This window comes from Pseudomonas citronellolis (assembly GCF_001586155.1).
Classification (GTDB): domain Bacteria; phylum Pseudomonadota; class Gammaproteobacteria; order Pseudomonadales; family Pseudomonadaceae; genus Pseudomonas; species Pseudomonas citronellolis.
In genome coordinates this window covers 3,416,226-3,434,403 of sequence record NZ_CP014158.1, presented here as the reverse complement: position 1 = coordinate 3,434,403, position 18,178 = coordinate 3,416,226, and the positions used below count along the sequence as shown (strand labels likewise).

Genomic DNA, 18,178 nt, shown 5'->3' with positions numbered 1-18,178 from the left:
CCTGTCCCATATTCCCGACGGAATCTTCCTGCTTTACAGCCCCCGCCCCTGAATCTCCGCCAATACCCCGGCGCGGCGCCCGGCCTTGTCCATAATGGCGCCCTGGCGTCTGCCATCCACCCGCCTCCAGCCACGGCGTCGAGCCCCTCGAAAGCGCGCTCGCGCCAGGCATGTCCGGCCCGGGTGGATGGCGCGGCGATCTCCACAGTATCGACGGAATCCACCATGTCCTTGGGGCCCATGCCCAGGCTCAACCTGCGCACCTTGATCCTTCTGTTCGCCTCGCTGGCGGCCATCGCGACCCTGGCCAACGACCTGTTCGCCACCTACCGGATCCAGCGGGAGACGCTGGTCCTCAGTGCGCTGGAACACAACCGGGCCTATGCGGCCAAGGTTGCGCTGAGCATCAGCCAGAGCCTCGCCTCGTCCCTGGACCGCCTGGCCTACAGCGCGACTGTCCTCGGGCGTGATTTCGCCGATGCGGCGGTCCGCGGCGCCGAGGTGGAACGCCTGGCCCGCCAGGACGGCAGCTTCAATACAGTGGTCATCGTCGACGCGACCGGGCGGATCCTCAGCGCCCTGCCCCAGTGGCTCAGTGCCAATGGGCGCAAGATCCTCTCCAAGCGCCCCCTGGAAATGCGCCAGGCGATGATCAGCCCGGCCTTCCATTCGCAGTCCGGCGAGCGGGTGGTGTTCGTCTCCCATCCGGTGTGGAACGCCCGCGGCGACTACCTCGGCCTGGTCGGCGGGACCATCTACCTGAACCGCGCCAATTCGCTGAACCACATCGTCAGCCGGCACTTCCAGAAGGACACCTCCTTCGTCTACCTGGTGGACGAGCAGCGCCAGTTGCTCTACCACCCCGAGCGCGAACGCATCGGCCAGACGATCGGCGTCAACGCCGCGGTGGACGCCGCGCTGCGCGGCGAAAGCGGCGCCATGCAGGTCACCAATCACGAGGGCCTGGAGATGCTCGCCGGCTACGCGGCGGTGCCGGACAGCGGCTGGGGCGTGGTCTCGCAGCAGCCGCTGAGCGTCACCCTCGGCGCCGTGCGCGCGCTGATGCTGCAGGTGCTGGCGGGGATAGTGCCGATGATCCTGCTCGGCTTCCCGCTGCTGTGGTGGATAGCCGCGCGGATCAGCCATCCCCTGCGCCGGCTGGCCGACTACGCGGCGCAGCTGGACAACACCGAGCGCATCGAGGGAGTGCGCGCCTGGTACTTCGAGGCCTGGCGCATCCGTCGGGCGCTGATCATCGGCGGACAGATGACCCAGGAGCGCATCGGCCAGCTCAACCGCCAGGCCCAGAGCGACCCGCTGACCGGCCTGGCGAACCGCCGCGCGCTGGAGGCGACCCTGGCGAGCTGGGTGGCGCGCGGCGAGCCCTTCGCGGTGATCAGCATGGACATCGACCACTTCAAGCAGGTCAACGACACCTTCGGCCATGCCGCCGGCGACCAGGTGCTGCAAGCCTTCGCCGAGGTGCTGCGGTGCAACTCGCGCAGCGGCGACCTGCCGTGCCGCGCCGGCGGCGAGGAGTTCATCCTGCTGCTGCCGGCCACCTCGCTCGGCGTGGCGGCGGAAGTCGCCGAGCGCATCCGCCTGACGACGGAACGCACGGACTTCCCGCAGGTGGGCCGGGTGACCCTGTCGCTGGGCGTGGCCTTCAGCAGCGAGGGACGGACGGACGTCGGCGCGGTGCTCGCGACCGCCGACGCCCTGCTCTACCAGGCCAAGCAGGCCGGCCGCAACCGCGTCATGGTGGCGGACGAGCGGCCGGTTGGCGTGGCGCAGCCTCATCCGTCCTGAGGGCCCGGCCCGGAGCATCCGGTGGTAGCGCGCCAGAACGTAGGGCGCATAACCGTTCGCGGTTATGCGCCGTTGCCCATTGGCTATTTCAGGCGGGTTCGTGGTTGAGCATCACACCGAACAGTCCCCTCTCCCGCTTGCGGGGGAGGGTTAGGGAGTGTGTGTGGAGTCAGGGTTGGCAGAGGTGTGCGGGAGGAGTCCGTTGCCCTCACCCCAGCCCTCTCCCAGAGGGAGAGGGGGCTGTCCGTGCCACCGGGGCGTTCGGCGTGGCCGGTGATCCTACGCACCGGAACGCCCTTCAGAAGGCCGAGCGAAACCCGCGCTGGGGACGCCTGGTTCGGGCCTCCGTGGCGAGGGAATTCGCGAATGACGGGTTAGAGATCGAAGCCCCAGCCCCATCCCATATGAAAAATGCCGCTTCTCCCATGAAGAGAAACGGCATTCTTCCTTAAGTGAACAGCACTCCCCCCGAAGAGGGCATTCTCGTTGCGCGAACCTCAGGCGGGCTGCTTCGCGTAGCGCGCCAGCGTCGGATCCCGCTGCATCACCGCCAGGGTGTTGGCATAGACCTGCTCCCCGGTCGCATCCTTGCTGGCGAAAATCTCACCGAAGTGCTGCTGGGTAACCTGGGCAAAGCGAGCACGATCCTGCGCTTGCACACCCAGCAGAGTGGCATAGGCATCCAGCGCATCTCCATGCCCCTTGGCCATATCCTCGGCAATGTTGTCGAGCATGCCGTTCATGGCAAAGATCGAACGACCGCCATACCCCAGCCGCGCATCGGAGTTACAGCCGTTGGTGCCGGAAGTCAGGCCGAAGGTGGCGTTGCCCGAAGTCCCGTTGGTGGTGGTAGCCAGCAGGTGCGGGAACAACCCGCGCTGCCCTTCGAACAGCATGTTGCCCCAACCGCAGCCGTTGCCCCCGGCCTGGTCCGCCTGGGCGAACAGGCTGGCGGCGCCGAGAACCGCGAAGATCGCACTCTTGCCGAGCAGTTTGCTTGTCATGGATGTCGTTCCTTGGTCGTTTGACATGGTTGGTGTGCCCTACCCCTTCGCTGCCCAGCACCACTGGAACAGCCTGGCTCGACTTTAGGTGTAGGCAAGGAATCGCAAGGTTTCAAACTTTGGTGGCCGAGTTTCGCAGCCCAAGTAGTATGGGCGCATACGGAGCCTCATATCCTGTTCAGGCGCTTTGTTTGCTACAAGTCGTGCGGTCATGATGAGCAAGGCAAGGCACAGTACCGCGCGTGGCATCTTTTCATGGGATGCCACCTCTAGAACCTGAAGGTGCGATAAAAATACGCTACCAGCACCCTACAGCGGAATACCGTCTTACCTCCTGAAAGCCCAGTCACCGGTATTCGAATTCCACGACGACAACGGCGCACTGACGGTGAAGACCGAGCGCTCGGCTAGCGCCCCAGACCTATTGATTGGATTAACGAAAAGAACGAAAGGCGGGACGAAGCTGGAATCAATAAAGCGAACCGCTAAGAGCTCAGATAAATTCCAATAAAATATAAATAGCTTCCGTGCTTATTCAAAAGCTCACCTCACCTGTGGCTCCCCTCCAGAAGCAACGGGCTTTTTCTCGAAAGCCTGAGGCCAAAAAAATGTCGCCAAAAAAATAAAAAATCATGCAAGAAAAAATATCTTGATAAATCCAAGCAACCACCTATACCTACGCTAAACGAAAAAATTTCATGCATGCCATGAAAACCGCAGGAGGCGCTTCGGTATGTCAGCAAAAGACGAACAACTCTTCAAAGCATGCCTGGATGCACTTGAGAGAGTTCTTAGAATATTTCAGATAGAAAGAATAGTATATCTAGCCCTTACCATACTCTCCTTTCTGCTATTAATTTACGCAATATATTTAACCTTCTCTGAAAGAGAGATAAGCACACAGACACTAATAGCCTTCTATGGTTCGGGCGGGCTTATCACAATCTCATCCGCGAGAATAACATTCTTCTTCAACCGGGCATTTAACATTGTTGAAGACCTGATAAAGGTTGTAGCGACTGGAATTCAAAAGCCCCCTCCCACAAGGAAGACAAGAAATGGAAATTCTGGAGCTTAAAAGCAGCCTAAATGACTTAAACAGCCTGAGAAACTCATCAGTGGCTTCGATGGCACTACTTATTGCCGGAGGAGTTTTTCTTTTGGGGAGCATATATTACAGCGCAACAAAATTAACGCCTCTCGAGAAACAAGTCATAGCTCTGAAGGCGCAGGAAGAAAAACTCAGAGAAAGCAATGAGCACCTACTTGCGTATGCAAAGAGCAAGGAGTTGGAACTCAAAGAATCAGAGTCAATGCTTGCTGCGGCACAGAACGATCTAAAAAAAGCACAAGGCTCCCTAGATTACCTGCAGGAAGGAATGCGCTTTTTGCAAAATGGACAGTACTCGAACGCCACAGAAAGTTTTAAAAAATACTTAGATATATTCCCAGACAGCACTGAAGCCCTGAATCTTACAGGGTATTCCGAACTCAGACTGGCACTCTTCTCTCAGAAAAGCGCGGAAAATCCAAAAACCGCAAAAGAGAAAATACCAAAACTAAAAGAAACACAAGAAAAGAGCTTTAAATCGGCAAAGGCTCACTTTGAAAAAGCTATAGATATCGACAAATCTTACGTATGGCCTCGCTACAATCTCTCAATACTCTATTTCCAGAACTCAATGAAGGACGAGGCCATCTCGGAGCTCTCCAAACTACTAAATGAAAATCCAGAAATGACAAAATGGATCTGTGAGGATGGGCAATTTAGAAAATTCAACATTGACAAAGACACATCAAAGCGATTCTCCGAAGTGGTTTCCAATGCTCTCATCAAGCTGAATATTTCAGACTGCTGGGTACTCAAACCTGTAAAGGCAGGAGTTTAACAATTAGCGCTATTGCCAGAAATGGCATTTAAATATAGCGCTTTCAAGCACATTTATGTCGAATCCAGGCAACCCCGGCCCGGACAATGCCCCTATGGTGACGAGCCACATCCCACCGACCTGGAGCTGTCATGTCCGACTTCATCACCGTACTGCGCGAAACCTGCCCCACCCCCGTGCTGGATGCCACCAAGTGGAAGCGCATCGGCGGCGACCCGCACACCGTCAACCTCAATGCCTACACCTCGGCGGACGGCAGCAAGATCATGGGCACCTGGATCTGCACCCCCGGCAAGTTCGAGGTGAACTACGAGAAGTGGGAGTACTGCCACTTCCTCGACGGCTACTGCATCATCACCCCCGAGGGCGAGCAGCCGGTGCACCTGAAGGCCGGCGACGTGTTCGTCATCGAGCCGGGGCTGAAAGGCACCTGGGAAGTGGTGGAGACGGTGCGCAAGTATTTCGTGTTTGCCTGATTAGTTTACGTTACGGCACCGAAGCGCTCTTCGTAGGATGGGTTGAGCTTGCGAAACCCATGCGGCCGTGGCGATGGGTATCGCTTCGCTCAACACCATCCTACGGGGCATTACCGGAAGGTGTAGGACTTTGTACGCCCTACGGCTCGCCTGCATTGGCGAGCAGGCGGCGGGCGCGGGCCAGGACCGGGGCGTCGACCATCTGGCCGTCCACCTGGAAGGCCGCCGCGCCGCTTTCGGCTGCCGCCAGCACCCGGCGTGCCCAGGCCAGTTCCTCGGCGCTGGGGGCCAGGGCGGCGTGGAGCACGGCGACCTGCTTCGGGTGGATGCACAGCGCGCCCACCAGGCCCAGGTCGTGGCCGTGGCGGAGGGTGGCGGCGAAGCCTTCGGCGTCGTCGAAGGCCGGGTAGACGGTGTCCAGCGGCGCCTGCAGGCCGTTGACCCGCGAATGCAGCAGCAGGCTCAGGCGCACCTGGTCGTAGACCATGGCGGCCGCCGCGGTGCCGCTGCTCATGCCGATGTCCAGGGCCAGGTCGAGGCCGCCGAAGGTCAGGCGCTCGACGCCGGCGCAGGCGGCGATCTCCCCCACCGCCAGCAAGCCGCGGGCGCTTTCGATCAACGGCCAGATCGGCTTGCCGCAGGCTGACGCGGCACGCAGGTCGTCGGCGCATTCGACCTTGGGCAGAAGAATGCCCGCCACTCCCGGCAGGCGGCACAGTTCCAGGTCCGCAACGTGCTCGGGGTGCCCGGCGGCGTTCACCCGCACCCGCACGCGGGCCTGCGGATTGGCTTCGAGGAAGGCCGCCAGGTCGTTGCGGGCGCGGGCCTTGAGCGCGGCCTCGACGGCGTCTTCCAGGTCGACGATCACGGCGTCGGCGCCGCTGGCCAGGGCCTTGGCGAAGCGCTCCGGGCGGCTGCCGGGGACGAACAGGGCGGAACGGACGATGGGGCTCATGCGGGGTCCTTGGTCAGGTTCGGCTCACACTGCGCCCTGCTCGTGCAGGCGCTGGATGTCGGCGGCGCTGTAGCCCAGCTCGGCGAGCAGGCTGTCGGTATGCTCGCCCAGGCCCGGCACGGCGTCCATGCGCGGCGCATAGGCATTGCTGCGGGCCGGCGGCAGCAGCGCCGGCAGGCGGCCCACAGGGCTGTCGATCTCGCGCCAGGCGTCGCGGGCCTGCAGTTGCGGGTGGTTCCACAGGCCCTGCATGTCGTTGACGTGGGCGTTGGCGATCTGCGCCTGTTCCAGGCGCTCCACCACTTGCGCCGCGCTCAGCCCGGCGAAGGCCTCGATGATCAGTGCGCGCAGGGCGTCGCGGTTGGCCACCCGCAGGCTGGTGGCGGTGAAGCGCGGGTCTTCCGCCAGTTCCGGGCGCCGCAGCACCATTTCGCAGAAGACCTTCCACTCGCGTTCGTTCTGCACGCCGAGCATCACGTTCTTGCCGTCGCCGGCGGGAAACGGTCCATAGGGGTAGATGGTGGCGTGGGCGGCGCCGGCGCGCGGCGGTTGCGCCTGGCCTTCGAAGGCGTAGTACATGGGGAAGCCCATCCACTCGGCCATGCCTTCGAGCATGGAGACCTCCACCCGGCTGCCCTCCCCCGTGCGCCCGCGCAACAGCAACGCCGAGAGGATGCCGCTGTAGGCGTACATGCCGGCGGAGATGTCGGCGATGGAGCAGCCGGCCTTGGCCATTTCGTCCGGGCCGGGGCCGCCGGTGACCGAGAGGAAGCCGCTCTCGCTCTGGATCAGCAGGTCGTAGGCCTTCTTCTGCTCGTAGGGGCCGCCTTCGCCATAGCCGGAGATGTCGCAGACGATCAGGCGCGGGAAGCGTTCGTGCAGCGCCTCGAACGACAGTCCCAGGCGCGCGGCGGCGCCGGGCGCGAGGTTCTGCACCAGTACGTCGGCCTGTTCCAGCAGTTGCTCCAGCACGGCGTGGGCCTCGCCCTGCTTGAGGTCCAGGGCCAGGCTTTGCTTGGAGCGGTTGGTCCAGACGAAGTGCGAGGCCATGCCGCGCACGCGCTCGTCATAGCCGCGGGCGAAGTCGCCGACGCCGGGGCGCTCGACCTTGATGACGCGGGCGCCGAGGTCGGCCAGCTGGCGGGTGCAGAACGGCGCGGCGATGGCGTGTTCCAGGCTGATGACGGTGATGCCGTCGAGGGGACGCGGGTTCATGGGTGCTCCAGGTGTCTCGTGCGCCGCCGCCATGGACGGCGCGGCGCTGTCGGTGTGTATCCACGGTCCGGGCGGGCGGCGCCCCGCGCTCTGTGAACCCCCGGGTTCCGGAGGCCGCCCGCCCGGGCCGTGGGCTACTCAGGCAAAGGCTTCCAGGCTCGGCAGGTCGTGCAGGCGCCAACTGGCATCGATCAGCCGGCTGGCCTCGGCTTCGCCGCGGGCGCCGGCGAAGGCCAGCAGGCGGCGGAACTTGTCTTCCAGCTCGGCGCGGCTGAGGCTGTTGCCCGGGTCGCCCTTGGGCTCGTCGATGCCGCCGTGCAACTGGCGGCCATCGGTAGTGAGCACCTCGACGCGGCCCAGCCAGCGCTGCGGGTAGGCGCCGTCCACTTCGGTATCCAACTGCATGCCCACCTTGTCGCGGAAGGCGGCCACGCGCGGGTCCTGCAGGGCGAACTGCTCGAACTCCACCAGCCCGGCCTTGCCGTGCACGGCGATCAGGCCCAGCACCGTGCCCATGGAGAACTTCGCCTGGTGCACCGTCTGCGGCACCACCACACGGCCGAGCACGTCGATGGCGCCCTGGTGCACGCGGGTGGTGACGCGGGCGATGTCCTCGGCCTGCAGCCCTTCGCGCTGCATCAGCGCCAGCAGGGCGTCGGCCGCGGGATGGGTGTGGCGGCAGGAGGCGTGGAACTTGAACGAGGTCTCGACCAGCGCCCAGCGGCTGCCCAGGCCGTCCACCAGCCGGCGCGGGTCGGCATCGCTGGACATGCCGGCGGCCATGCCCTGCTCGCCTTCGAGGATGTTCTGCGCGCCGCTCAGGCCGTCGGCGGTCAGGTAGGCGGCGAGCAGGCCATCGGCGGCGGCCTTGGCGGTGTGCAGTTGCTTGGAGTCGGCGGCGTCGCGGAGGAATTCCCAGAGCCCGGCGGCCTGGGTCCCGGCGCTGCCCAGGCAGTTCACCAACTGGCGGCTGTCGAAGCCCAGCAGCTTGCCAACGGCTACGGCGGCGGCCAGGGTGCCGACCGTGGCGGTGGTGTGGAAGATGCGGTAGTGCGAGCGGCCGAGGAATTCGCCGATGCGGATGCCCGCCTCGTAGCCGGCGACGCTGGCGAGGATCAGCTCGCGGCCGGACTTGCCCAGGTCCTGGGCGGCGGCCAGGGCTGCCGGGAATACCACCGTGGCCGGGTGCAGCACCGAGCTGTTGTGCAGGTCGTCCTGTTCCACCAGGTGCGAACTGGCGCCATTGACCAGCGCGGCGAAGTAGGCCGAGGTAGAGGAACCATCGACCAGCACGCGACTGCGCCCGTCCGCCGGCCCCATGCGTTGTGCATGGCGCTGGAACAGCGGGATCGGGTGGCGGCCCTGGCTGGCCAGGGCCGAGCCGAGCCAGTCGAGGAACAGGTCTTCGGTGCGCGCGACCACCGCGGCCGGCAGGTCTTCGTAGCGCAGGCCGGCGAGGAATTCGGCCAGGGCGTGGGTATTGTTCATCGCTTGTCGTCCTTGGGCTCGCAGGTCAGAAGGAGCGCGGCAGTTCGAGCAGGTGCTCGGCCACGTAGGACAGGATCAGGTTGGTGGAGATCGGCGCCACCTGGTACAGGCGCGTCTCGCGGAACTTGCGCTCGACGTCGTACTCGTTGGCGAAGCCGAAGCCGCCGTGGGTCTGCAGGCAGGCGTTGGCCGCCTCCCAGCTGGCCTTGGCCGCCAGGTACTTGGCCATGTTCGCCGCGGCCCCGGCGTTGCGCCCGGCGTCGTATTCCGCGCAGGCCTTCCAGCGCATCAGGTCGGCCGCCTCCACCTCGATGTGCGCCTCGGCGATGGGGAACTGCACGCCCTGGTTCTGCCCGATGGGGCGGCCGAACACCACGCGGTCGCGGGCGTACTGGCTGGCCTTCTCGATGAACCAGCGGCCGTCGCCGATGCACTCGGCGGCGATCAGCGTGCGCTCGGCGTTGAGCCCGTCGAGGATGTAGCGGAAACCCTTGCCTTCCTCGCCGATCAGGCTGCTGGCGGGGATTTCCAGGTTGTCGAAGAACAGCTCGTTGGTCTCGTGGTTGACCATGTTGGCGATCGGCTGCACGGTCAGGCCGTTGCCGATGGCCTCGCGCAGGTCGACCAGGAAGATCGACATGCCGTCGGCCTTCTTCTTCACCTCGGCCAGCGGCGTGGTGCGCGCCAGCAGGATCATCAGGTCGGAGTGCTGTACGCGGGAGATCCACACCTTCTGGCCGTTGATGACGTACTTGTCGCCCTGGCGCACGGCGGTGGTCTTGATCTTGGTGGTGTCGGTGCCGGTGGTCGGCTCGGTGACGCCCATGGACTGCAGGCGCAGCTCGCCGCTGGCCAGCTTCGGCAGGTAATAACGCTTCTGCTCCTCGCTGCCATTCCGCAGGAGGGTGAACATGTTGTACATCTGCCCGTGGATGGTCCCGGAATTGCCGCCGCAGTGGTTGACCTCTTCGAGGATCACCGAGGCCTCGGCCAGGCCCAGGCCGGAGCCGCCGTATTCTTCGGGGATCATCGCCGACAGCCAGCCGGCCTCGGTCATGGCCTTGACGAAGGCTTCGGGGAAGCCCTTGCGTTCGTCGATCTCGCGCCAGTAGGCGCTGGGGAATTCCGCGCACAGGGCGCGCACGCCTTCGCGGATGGCCTGCAGTTCTTCCGGGGTGCTGCTCATGGGGGTTCCTCGATGGGGGTTCAGTCGAATTCCACTTCGCCGCGCTGGGCGATGCCGGCCGCGTTGCCGGCCCAGACCTCGGCCTTGCCGGGGCCGCTGGGGCGGCCGCCCAGCTCGAACGGCTCGGGGCTGATCAGCGGGCGCAGGCCGCGGTAGGCGAAACGGCGCAGGCGCGCCTGGGGGTTGGCGCGGCAGAAGGCGCGCAGGTTCAGGGTGGCGATCAGCGGGCCGTGCACCACCAGGCCGGGGTAGCCTTCGGCACCGGTGACGTAGGGCCAGTCGTAGTGGATGCGGTGGCCGTTGAAGGTCACCGCGGAATAGCGGAACAGCAGTACCGGGCTGGGCTCGACCGCCTCGCGCCAGGCGCCTTCGGGCAGCGCCTCGGTGCCGCCGAGCTTGGGCGGGCTGGGTTCGCGGTAGACGATATCCTGCTCCTCGCGCAGGGCCAGGCGGCCGTCCTGCAGGTAGTCGTGGCGAAGGGTGACGAACAGCAGCGCGCCGGTGCGCCCGTGCTTTTCCTCGACCTTGAGGATGGTGGTCACCCGGCTGGCCTGCCGGCCGACACGCAGCGGCTCGTGAAACTCCAGGCGGCCGCCGGCCCACATGCGGTTGCGCCCGTCCGCCGGCGGCAGGAAACCGCCGCGCGCCGGGTGGCCGTCGGCGCCCAGGCCGGCCTCGGGCACGGCGTCCTGGAAGAATGCCCAATGCCACAGCGGCGGCAGCGCCTCGCCGGCGGCGGGGGCCGGTTCGCCGAGGGTGGCGGCCAGGCGGCTGACCAGCAGCGTGCTCAGTTCTTCCTGGCTTTCCTGGGTGCGGCCTATCCAGGCTGTGTAGGACATTTCACTCATGGTTTCTCTTCCGTGGAAGTTTCCGAACAGGATGCCGAGGGGCTTGCGTTCCGAGAATCCGCATTTCCATAATCCGGCGTTAACCGAAACCGAACGCCACCCGGATACCTTCACCATGCATTTCGACCTGGCCGACCTGCGCCTCTTCGTGCATATCGCCGAATCCCCCAGCCTGACCCAGGGCGCCCGCCGCGCGCACCTCTCGGCGGCCGCCGCCAGCGCCCGCATCAAGGCCCTGGAAGGCCAGCTCGACAGCCGCCTGCTGTACCGCGACAACCGCGGCGTGGAGCTGACTCCCAGCGGCCAGCGCCTGTTGCAGCACGCGCGCCTGATCCTGCGCCAGGTGGAACGGCTCAAGGACGACTTCGGCGAACAGGGCGGCGACCAGGCCGGGCACATCCGCATCTTCGCCAATACCACGGCGGTCACCGAGTTCCTCCCGGAGGTGCTGGCCGGCTTCCTCGCCGAGCGCCCCGCCGTCACCGTGGACCTGCAGGAGCGCCTGAACCGCGACATCGTCCGCGCCATCCTCGACGGCTCGGCGGACCTGGGCATAGTCGCCGGCCCGGTGCGCGCCGAGGGCCTGGAGATCCTCCATTTCAGCACCGACCACCTGGTGCTGGTGGTGCCGCCCGGCCATGCCCTGGAACGCCTGGGCCGCCCTACCCTGGCCGACACCCTCGGCTATTCCCACGTCGGCCTGCACGAGGGCAGCACCCTGCAGAGCTTCCTGCGCGAGCAGGTGGAGCGCCTGGGCGGCACCCTCAACCTGCGCATCCAGGTGGCCAGCTTCGAGGCGGCCTGCCGGATGATCGAGGCCGGGGTGGGCATCGGCGTGCTCCCGGAAACCGCCGCGCGCCGCCACCAGCGCAGCATGGGGTTGAGCATCCTGCAGCTGGACGAGCCCTGGGTGGTGCGTGAGCGCAGTGTGTTGATGCGTGAGCGCGAGGCGTTGCCGGGGTGTGCGCGGACGTTGGTGGAGTTGCTGCGGCGGGTGGGGGATGAGGGTAGCGTGGGGGCGGTTGCGGATGGGGTTTAAGAGCGCCCTCGGCTGCGCGTTCGTAGGGCGCATAACGCCTACGGCGTTATCCGCCGAATCGCGGACAGAGTCCGCTCCTACGCCCGCCGGCAAACCACTCCGTAGGATGGTGTTGAGCGAAGCGATACCCATCACCGCGGCCGCATGGGTTTCGCCAAGGCTCAACCCATCCTACGAAAAGCGCCTCGGTGCAATCGGCAAGACTGCTCCTACGTTCCAGGGAAGCACGGGCGTAGGAGCGGACTTTGTCCGCGATTCACCGGCCACGCCGGACGTCCCGGTGGCACGAACGGCCCCTCAGGGAGCCGGGCTACAGACTTCGCCCTCGAAGCTCAGCCAAAAAACCGCCGACCGGGCGTCCCCGGTCGGCGGTCTGTTGGTCCACGCGCACCGCTGCACCGGCGCGCCCCAGACTCACTTCCCAGCAGTCAACGTGCTGTAGCTGCTGATCAGGTTGCGGTAGTCCGGGATGTGGTTGGAGAACAACGCCGCCAGGCCCTCGATGTCGTTGCGCCAGTCGCGGTGCAGTTCGCAGGCCACGCCGAACCAGGTCATCAGTTGCGCGCCGGCGGCTTCCATGCGGCGCCAGGCGGCGTCGCGGGTGACTTCGTTGAAGGTGCCGGAAGCGTCGGCCACCACGAAGACGTCGAAGCCTTCCTCCAGGGCCGATAGCGCCGGGAAGGCCACGCAGACTTCGGTGACCACGCCGGCGATGATCAGCTGCTTCTTGCCGGTGGCCTTCACCGCCTTGACGAAGTCCTCGTTGTCCCAGGCGTTGATGTTGCCCGGGCGGGCGATGTACGGGGCGTCGGGGAAGAGTTCCTTCAGCTCCGGCACCAGCGGGCCGTTGGGGCCGCTCTCGAAGCTGGTGGTGAGGATGGTCGGCAGCTTGAAGTACTTGGCCAGGTCCGCCAGGGCCAGCACGTTGTTCTTGAACTTGTCCGGTTCGATGTCGCGCACCAGGGACAGCAGTCCGGCCTGGTGGTCGACCAGCAGCACGGCGGCCTGGGTCTTGTCGAGGCGAACATAGGGCTTGCTCATTGCGCTTTCCTCTTGCTGGGGGAAACGCCCGGCCCGCGCCGGGCAAGGTGGGTTGTCAGCGCTGCGAATCCAGCGTTTCGTGGTTGCTCACCACCGCCTGGGCCTTCGCGTAGCTTTCGATCAGCAGGCGGTAGTGCGGGAAGATGTGGCTGTAGGCCTCGGCCCACTCGGCGGCGTCGGGGCGGTTCCAGGTGCGCTGGATTTCCGAGCACACCGCGGCGGTGTCCATGGGCACCACGCCGGCCTGCACCACGCGGGCCAGGGTGATTTCCTGGGCGGCCTTGGAGTAGGTGCCGGAGGCGTCGATCACCGCGAACACCCGGTAGCCGGCGTTGACCGCGGCGATCGCCGGGAAGGCCATGCACACGCTGGTGATGGTGCCGGCGATGACCAGGGTCTTCTTGCCGGTCTTCTCCACTGCGGCAACGAAGTCGGGGTTGTCCCAGGCGTTGATCTCGCCCTTGCGCGCCACGTACTGCGCGTGCGGCGCGGCCTCGTGGATCTCGGGGATCAGCGGGCCGTTGGGGCCCTGGGGCACCGAGGCTGTGGTGATCAGCGGGATCTTCGCCAGGCTGGCGATCTTCGCCAGGGTGATGGCGTTGGCGCGCAGTTCGGTCATGGGCATGTCCTTGACCGTCTGGAACAGCCCGCTCTGATGGTCGATCAGCAGCATGGCGGTGTCGTCGGGGTCGATCACCGGGCGCTGGCCGTCGAAGTTGGCGACGTTGCCGAATCGGCTCATTTTCGTTTCCTCGCAAGTGGGCGTCCTGCCCGAACGGCCCGCGCGCTCCGGCGCGGGCATCCAACCAGACTAGGCGCTGGCCGAGTCCGGCACGTGACGCTCAGCCGGCCATCTGTCCGAAACGCCCGCGGCGGAAGTCGTCGAGGGCCTGCTCGATCTGCTCGCGGCTGTTCATGACGAAGGGGCCGTAGCCGACGATGGGTTCGTCCAGCGGCTCGCCGGACAGCAGCAGCGCCAGGGCGTCGCTGTCGGTCTCGATGTGGATGGCATCGCCGCGGCGCTCGAACAGCACCAGTTGGCCCTCCTCCGCCCGTTGCCCGCCGTTCAGCCGCAGGCTGCCGCGCAGCACCACCAGCGCCGTGTTGCGGCCCGGCTCGACGCGCAGTTCGAAGGCCTTGCCGGTGTTCAGGCGCAGGTCCCAGACATCCAGCGGGCTGAAGCTGTGGGCCGGGCCGCGATGGCCGCGGTAGTCGCCGGCGATCACCCGCAATTGGCCGGTGCCGCCGGGCAGCTCGGCGCGGGGGATGCTGGCGTCCAGCAGAGTCTGGTAGGCCGGCGCGGTGAGCTTGTCGCGCGCCGGCAGGTTCACCCACAGCTGCACCATGTGCAGGGTGCCGCCGCTGCGGCTGAAGGCCGGGGCGTGGTACTCCTCGTGGAGGATGCCGGCGCCGGCGGTCATCCATTGCACGTCGCCGGGGCCGATGCGCCCGCCGGCGCCGCTGGAGTCGCGGTGCTCCAGCTCGCCCTGGTAGACCAGGGTGACGGTCTCGAAGCCGCGGTGCGGGTGCTGGCCGACGCCGCGCCGGGCGCCGTCGCCGGGGAAGTCCTGCGGCCCGGCGTGGTCGAGCAGCAGGAAGGGGCTGAGCTGGTCGCCCAGGCGGTCGTAGGAGAACAGGGTACGGACCGGGAAGCCGTCGCCGACCCAGTGCGGGCGCGGGGCGCTGTAGATGCCGAGGATGTCTTTCATGGGGTGCCTCCTGAGAGTCTGGAGCCACCTTAGAACTGCAACGCTATAGCCGGTAGACTGCGAAAATCACCTTCAGCGTTCCATTTGGAGAACAGCGCCGTGGAAGACCTCAACGACCTCTACTACTTCGCCCAGGTGGTCGAGCATGGCGGCTTCGCCCCGGCCGGGCGCGCCCTGGGCGAGCCCAAGTCGAAGCTCAGCCGGCGCATCGCCGCCCTGGAGGAACGCCTGGGCGTGCGCCTGATCCAGCGCTCCACCCGGCACTTCTCGGTGACCGAGATCGGCCAGGACTACCACCGCCACTGTCTGGCCATGCTGGTGGAGGCCGAGGGCGCCGCCGAGGTCATCGAGCGCCACCGCGCCGAGCCCCAGGGCCGGGTGCGGCTGAGCTGCCCCACGGCGCTGCTGAACTTCTGGGTCGGCCCGATGCTGGCCGAGTTCATGCTGCGCTACCCGCTGGTGGAGCTGCAGGTGGAGGCCACCAACCGCCAGGTGGACCTGATCCAGGAAGGCTTCGACATCGCCCTGCGTGTGCGCTTCCCGCCGCTGGAAGGCAGCGAGCTGGTGATGAAGGTGCTGGGCGAAAGCCGGCAGATGGTGGTGGGCGCGCCGGCCCTGCGCCAGCGCCTGGGCCAGCGCCCCTCGCCCACCGAGGTGGCGGCGCTGCCGACGCTGCACTGGGGCTCGCCGCAGCGCGACTACCAGTGGCAGTTGGACGGCCCCGACGGCGTGCGCGCCCAGGCCCGCTACCAGCCGCGGCTGATCACCGATGACCTGATGGCGCTGCGCCAGGCGGCGGTGGCCGGCGTGGGCGCCGTGCACCTGCCCTCGGTGGTGGTGCGCGAGCAACTGGCCGACGGCAGCCTGCTCAACCTGCTGCCGGACTGGGCGCCGCGCACCGGCATCGTGCATGCCGTCTACCCGTCGCGGCGCGGCCTGCTGCCGTCGGTGCGCGGCCTGCTGGACTTCCTCGGCCAGGGCTTCGCCCACAGCGACATGGCCTGACGCCCACCGACCCGGCTATTCGCAGAAGCGCCCTTGCCGCGCCTCGGGCATCAGTTCCAGGTACTGGCGGCCGCTCATGTGCACCACGGCGTTGTGGTCGCCGGCCTCGAAGTAGATGTCCGCCTGCTCGCCCAGGGATTCGTCGATCAGGGTTTCCAGGCCGAACAGGCTGCCCACCGCAGGGATGGCGCCGGGCGCGCAGTCCTCGAAGCGCGCGGAGAAATCACCCTCGCGGGCCAGGCGCCAGTTGCGCCGGGTGAGCTTGTGCACCTTGTGCAGGTCGACCTGGCGGCTGGCCGGCACCACGGCCATCAGCCAGTGGCCCTGGAAGTCGTCGAGGATCACCGGCTTGGCCATCTGCTGCGGCGGCACGCCGGCGCGGCGGGCGGCCTCGCGGGTGGTCATGGACGTGGCGTGGGGCAGCAGATCGTAGCGGCTGCGATGCTGCGACAGGCAATTCTGCAAGCGACTGGACATGCTCATGGCTCACCTCCGGGAAGCGGCGCCGCCCCACTGCCCCGTGGCGCCGGCGCGGCCGGCTGGCGGGGGCTTCCCGCCCCCGTTTGCTCCAGTCTAGCGCCGCCGCCCCGGCGCGGGCGGCGGGCCGACCAGGGGCGTCAGCCGGCCAGCGCGAGCAGCGCCGGCACGCTGAGCACGGCGCTGTAGAAGCCCATGAACTGCACGCCGATGTTGAAGCCCAGGAAGCGCCCGAGCAGGCCGCCGACCAGGCCCATGCTGAGGATCACCAGCAGGCCCAGCAGCCCGCCCTCCCACAGGCCGACCACCAGGACCAGGCCGACGAAGGTGGCGATCACCGCCTCGTGGCTCACGCGCCGCGCGACGAAAGCGGCGGCGCGGTGGGCGAAGTTCATCGCGAAGGGATAGGCGACGAGCGCCGCCACCAGCACCGCCAGCAGGCCGACCACGAGGAATTCCCAGGGGCCCATCAGGCTGTGCAGGTTGTGCACCTGGCCGCTGGCGGCGTCCACGTGGAAGCGCGGCGGCGCGTTGAACAGCGGCGCCGCCGGGCCCGCGGCCACCGGGCTGAGCGGCAGGCCGAAGGCGATCAGCGGGATCATCGCCTCGGCGATGTAGGTAGATTCGGTCACCCCGTTGCGCACGGCCAGCACCGAGGTCAGGCGGTGGTAGGCGTGGCGGATGCGCGAACCGACGACCTCGCCGAGGATCACCGTCATGGCCACCGGGCTGAACACGAAGGTGGCGCTGGACAGCGCGGCGGTGCCGAGGGTCCAGCCGGTCTGGCGGCGGTCTAGCACCTTGAGCGGGTTGGGGAAGTAGCCGTCCCAGCCCTTCACGTCCGGCGCCAGGGCGAAGGTGCGCGGCTCGCTGCGGCGCATGCGCTGGCGCTCGGCCGGCGCCAGCAGGGCGAACAGCGAGACGATCAGCGGCCCCACGGCGATGCCGAGGAAGTAGCTGACCGTAAGCTTCACCCCGTGCTGGGCGGTCAGCGCCTGCAGCGCCACGATCAGCAGCACGAAGGGCCCCAGGGCCAGCAGCGCGGCCCAGCGCCCGGCGGAGAACCAGGCGATGGCCAGGGCCGCGCAGAGGAACACCCAGGGCGCCGCCTGCTTGATGGCCGCGCCGAAGGGCGCCAGCAGCACCGCGAAGAGCACCGCCAGGGGCACGGCGATGAACGCCGCCAGCACCGCGCCGGAGATCATCTTGCGCAGGGCGATGTGCGGCACGCCGAGGTTGCGCAGGAAGTTCGCCTCGCGCATCAGCGGCGTGGCCATGGTGTCGCCGGGGATGCCCAGCAGCGCCGTGGGCACCGCGTGGGTCATGTGCTTGGCCACCGCGCCGGCGAGGAAGAAGGCGAACACCCCGGCCGGCGCCACGCCCAGCAGCACCACCAGCAGCGTCAGCGGCGCCAGGGTGGTGGTTTCGTCGCTGCCGGAGACCAGGCCGATGGCGGCGAACAGCAGCGCCCCGGTCACGGCCATCAGCAGGGCGATGGGCAACTGCTCGATGAAAAGCTCCATCAGGCCGCCCCTCCCGTCGCCGGCAACCCGGCGGGCGCGGGCTTCTCCCGGGGCGTGCGCGCCTGGGCGAACAGCTCGTACAGCTGGACTTCCTTCAGCTCCGCCAGCACCTCCGGCGGCAGGTCGTCCAGCTCGCCGAGGCCGCCGTATTCGGCCTCCAGCTCGCGCAGGGCGCGCTCGCGCCAGGCGGCGTCGGCCACGTGCTCGACCACCCGGCGCTTGGGCTTGAACAGCACGGCGCTGATCGCCCCGCCGGCCAGGCAGCCGAGGATGCCCACCAGCATGGCGTAGGCGCGGGCCATCTGCGCCGATTCGACGACGCCGAGGAACAGCCGCTCGGCGAGCAGGAAGGCGCCCAGGCTGACCAGCGCGCCTATGGCGATGGCGCCGGCCAGGTGGCGGCTGTCGACGGTGTCGCCCCAGACTTCGTAGAGGCGGGAGTCGGGATGCGGGTTCGGCGCTGGCAGCGGCGCCCTGTCGCGGGTGTCCATGGTGAGTCTCCTGCCCTGCCGGG

At 66.9% G+C, this 18,178-nt stretch carries 18 protein-coding genes; 6 read left to right on the top strand and 12 right to left on the bottom strand.

Annotated elements, in window-relative coordinates:
- Positions 1–225 precede the first annotated feature (225 nt).
- Positions 226–1,809, top strand: a complete 1,584-nt coding sequence (locus tag PcP3B5_RS15155; RefSeq protein ID WP_058489626.1) for a GGDEF domain-containing protein — start codon at positions 226–228, stop codon at positions 1,807–1,809.
- Positions 1,810–2,306: 497 nt separating this feature from the next.
- Here PcP3B5_RS15155 and PcP3B5_RS15150 read toward each other — a convergent pair whose 3' ends face one another.
- Positions 2,307–2,813, bottom strand: coding sequence for a DUF3015 domain-containing protein (locus PcP3B5_RS15150; protein ID WP_061561747.1), 507 nt, complete (start codon positions 2,811–2,813; stop codon positions 2,307–2,309).
- A 733-nt stretch (positions 2,814–3,546) separates the two neighbouring features.
- On the opposite strand from PcP3B5_RS15150, the gene PcP3B5_RS31475 reads away from it, so the two are divergent.
- The 3 genes from PcP3B5_RS31475 (at position 3,547) to PcP3B5_RS15145 (ending at position 5,178) form a co-directional block, all read left to right on the top strand.
- A complete protein-coding gene (locus PcP3B5_RS31475; RefSeq protein ID WP_145923906.1) occupies positions 3,547–3,891 on the top strand; it encodes a hypothetical protein in 345 nt (114 codons plus the stop codon).
- Complete coding sequence (locus PcP3B5_RS31470) at positions 3,872–4,702, top strand: tetratricopeptide repeat protein (protein WP_145923905.1); 831 nt, start codon at positions 3,872–3,874, stop codon at positions 4,700–4,702. Before PcP3B5_RS31475 ends, PcP3B5_RS31470 begins: the two co-directional genes overlap by 20 nt.
- 131 nt (positions 4,703–4,833) lie before the next feature.
- A complete protein-coding gene (locus PcP3B5_RS15145; RefSeq protein WP_009622067.1) occupies positions 4,834–5,178 on the top strand; it encodes a cupin domain-containing protein in 345 nt (114 codons plus the stop codon).
- Positions 5,179–5,317: 139 nt separating this feature from the next.
- Here PcP3B5_RS15145 and PcP3B5_RS15140 read toward each other — a convergent pair whose 3' ends face one another.
- The 5 genes from PcP3B5_RS15140 to PcP3B5_RS15120 all read right to left on the bottom strand — a co-directional run bounded on the left by PcP3B5_RS15140 (position 5,318) and on the right by PcP3B5_RS15120 (position 10,870).
- On the bottom strand, positions 5,318–6,133 hold the full coding sequence (locus PcP3B5_RS15140) for an HpcH/HpaI aldolase/citrate lyase family protein (protein WP_061561746.1): 816 nt from the start codon (positions 6,131–6,133) through the stop codon (positions 5,318–5,320).
- Between the two features lie 24 nt (positions 6,134–6,157).
- Complete coding sequence (locus PcP3B5_RS15135) at positions 6,158–7,348, bottom strand: CaiB/BaiF CoA transferase family protein (RefSeq protein ID WP_043272759.1); 1,191 nt, start codon at positions 7,346–7,348, stop codon at positions 6,158–6,160.
- Positions 7,349–7,486: 138 nt separating this feature from the next.
- Complete coding sequence (locus tag PcP3B5_RS15130; protein ID WP_061561745.1) at positions 7,487–8,836, bottom strand: MmgE/PrpD family protein; 1,350 nt, start codon at positions 8,834–8,836, stop codon at positions 7,487–7,489.
- A gap of 25 nt (positions 8,837–8,861) precedes the next feature.
- On the bottom strand, positions 8,862–10,022 hold the full coding sequence (locus PcP3B5_RS15125) for an acyl-CoA dehydrogenase family protein (RefSeq protein ID WP_009622074.1): 1,161 nt from the start codon (positions 10,020–10,022) through the stop codon (positions 8,862–8,864).
- 20 nt (positions 10,023–10,042) lie between these two features.
- A complete protein-coding gene (locus PcP3B5_RS15120) occupies positions 10,043–10,870 on the bottom strand; it encodes an HTD2 family dehydratase (protein ID WP_061561744.1) in 828 nt (275 codons plus the stop codon).
- A 115-nt stretch (positions 10,871–10,985) separates the two neighbouring features.
- Here PcP3B5_RS15120 and PcP3B5_RS15115 point away from each other — a divergent pair, with 115 nt between their 5' ends.
- Positions 10,986–11,909: a LysR family transcriptional regulator gene (locus PcP3B5_RS15115; RefSeq protein WP_061561743.1), complete on the top strand. Its 924-nt coding sequence runs from the start codon at positions 10,986–10,988 to the stop codon at positions 11,907–11,909.
- A 414-nt stretch (positions 11,910–12,323) separates the two neighbouring features.
- On the opposite strand, the gene ycaC is transcribed toward PcP3B5_RS15115, so the two are convergent.
- From ycaC to PcP3B5_RS15100, 3 genes are all read right to left on the bottom strand, one after another.
- Positions 12,324–12,950 (bottom strand): isochorismate family cysteine hydrolase YcaC, encoded by a 627-nt coding sequence (gene ycaC / locus PcP3B5_RS15110; protein ID WP_058489618.1) that lies wholly within the window; start codon positions 12,948–12,950, stop codon positions 12,324–12,326.
- Between the two features lie 55 nt (positions 12,951–13,005).
- A complete protein-coding gene (locus PcP3B5_RS15105; RefSeq protein ID WP_061561742.1) occupies positions 13,006–13,692 on the bottom strand; it encodes a hydrolase in 687 nt (228 codons plus the stop codon).
- A gap of 100 nt (positions 13,693–13,792) precedes the next feature.
- Positions 13,793–14,659 carry a pirin family protein gene (locus PcP3B5_RS15100; protein WP_061561741.1) on the bottom strand — a complete coding sequence of 289 codons (867 nt, stop codon included), beginning with the start codon at positions 14,657–14,659 and terminating at the stop codon, positions 13,793–13,795.
- A 99-nt stretch (positions 14,660–14,758) separates the two neighbouring features.
- On the opposite strand from PcP3B5_RS15100, the gene PcP3B5_RS15095 reads away from it, so the two are divergent.
- The gene (locus PcP3B5_RS15095) at positions 14,759–15,664 is read left to right on the top strand and encodes a LysR family transcriptional regulator (protein WP_061561740.1); all 906 of its coding nucleotides are present in this window, start codon (positions 14,759–14,761) and stop codon (positions 15,662–15,664) included.
- Between the two features lie 15 nt (positions 15,665–15,679).
- Here the strand turns inward: PcP3B5_RS15095 and PcP3B5_RS15090 are convergent, their stop codons facing one another.
- The 3 genes from PcP3B5_RS15090 to PcP3B5_RS15080 form a co-directional block, all read right to left on the bottom strand.
- Positions 15,680–16,147 (bottom strand): aminoacyl-tRNA deacylase, encoded by a 468-nt coding sequence (locus tag PcP3B5_RS15090; protein WP_009622089.1) that lies wholly within the window; start codon positions 16,145–16,147, stop codon positions 15,680–15,682.
- A gap of 134 nt (positions 16,148–16,281) precedes the next feature.
- The gene (locus PcP3B5_RS15085) at positions 16,282–17,664 is read right to left on the bottom strand and encodes a tripartite tricarboxylate transporter permease (protein WP_061561739.1); all 1,383 of its coding nucleotides are present in this window, start codon (positions 17,662–17,664) and stop codon (positions 16,282–16,284) included.
- Entirely contained in the window at positions 17,664–18,155 is a 492-nt protein-coding gene (locus tag PcP3B5_RS15080) for a hypothetical protein (protein WP_061561738.1), read from the bottom strand. Before PcP3B5_RS15080 ends, PcP3B5_RS15085 begins: the two co-directional genes overlap by 1 nt.
- Between the last annotated feature and the right edge of the window lie 23 nt (positions 18,156–18,178).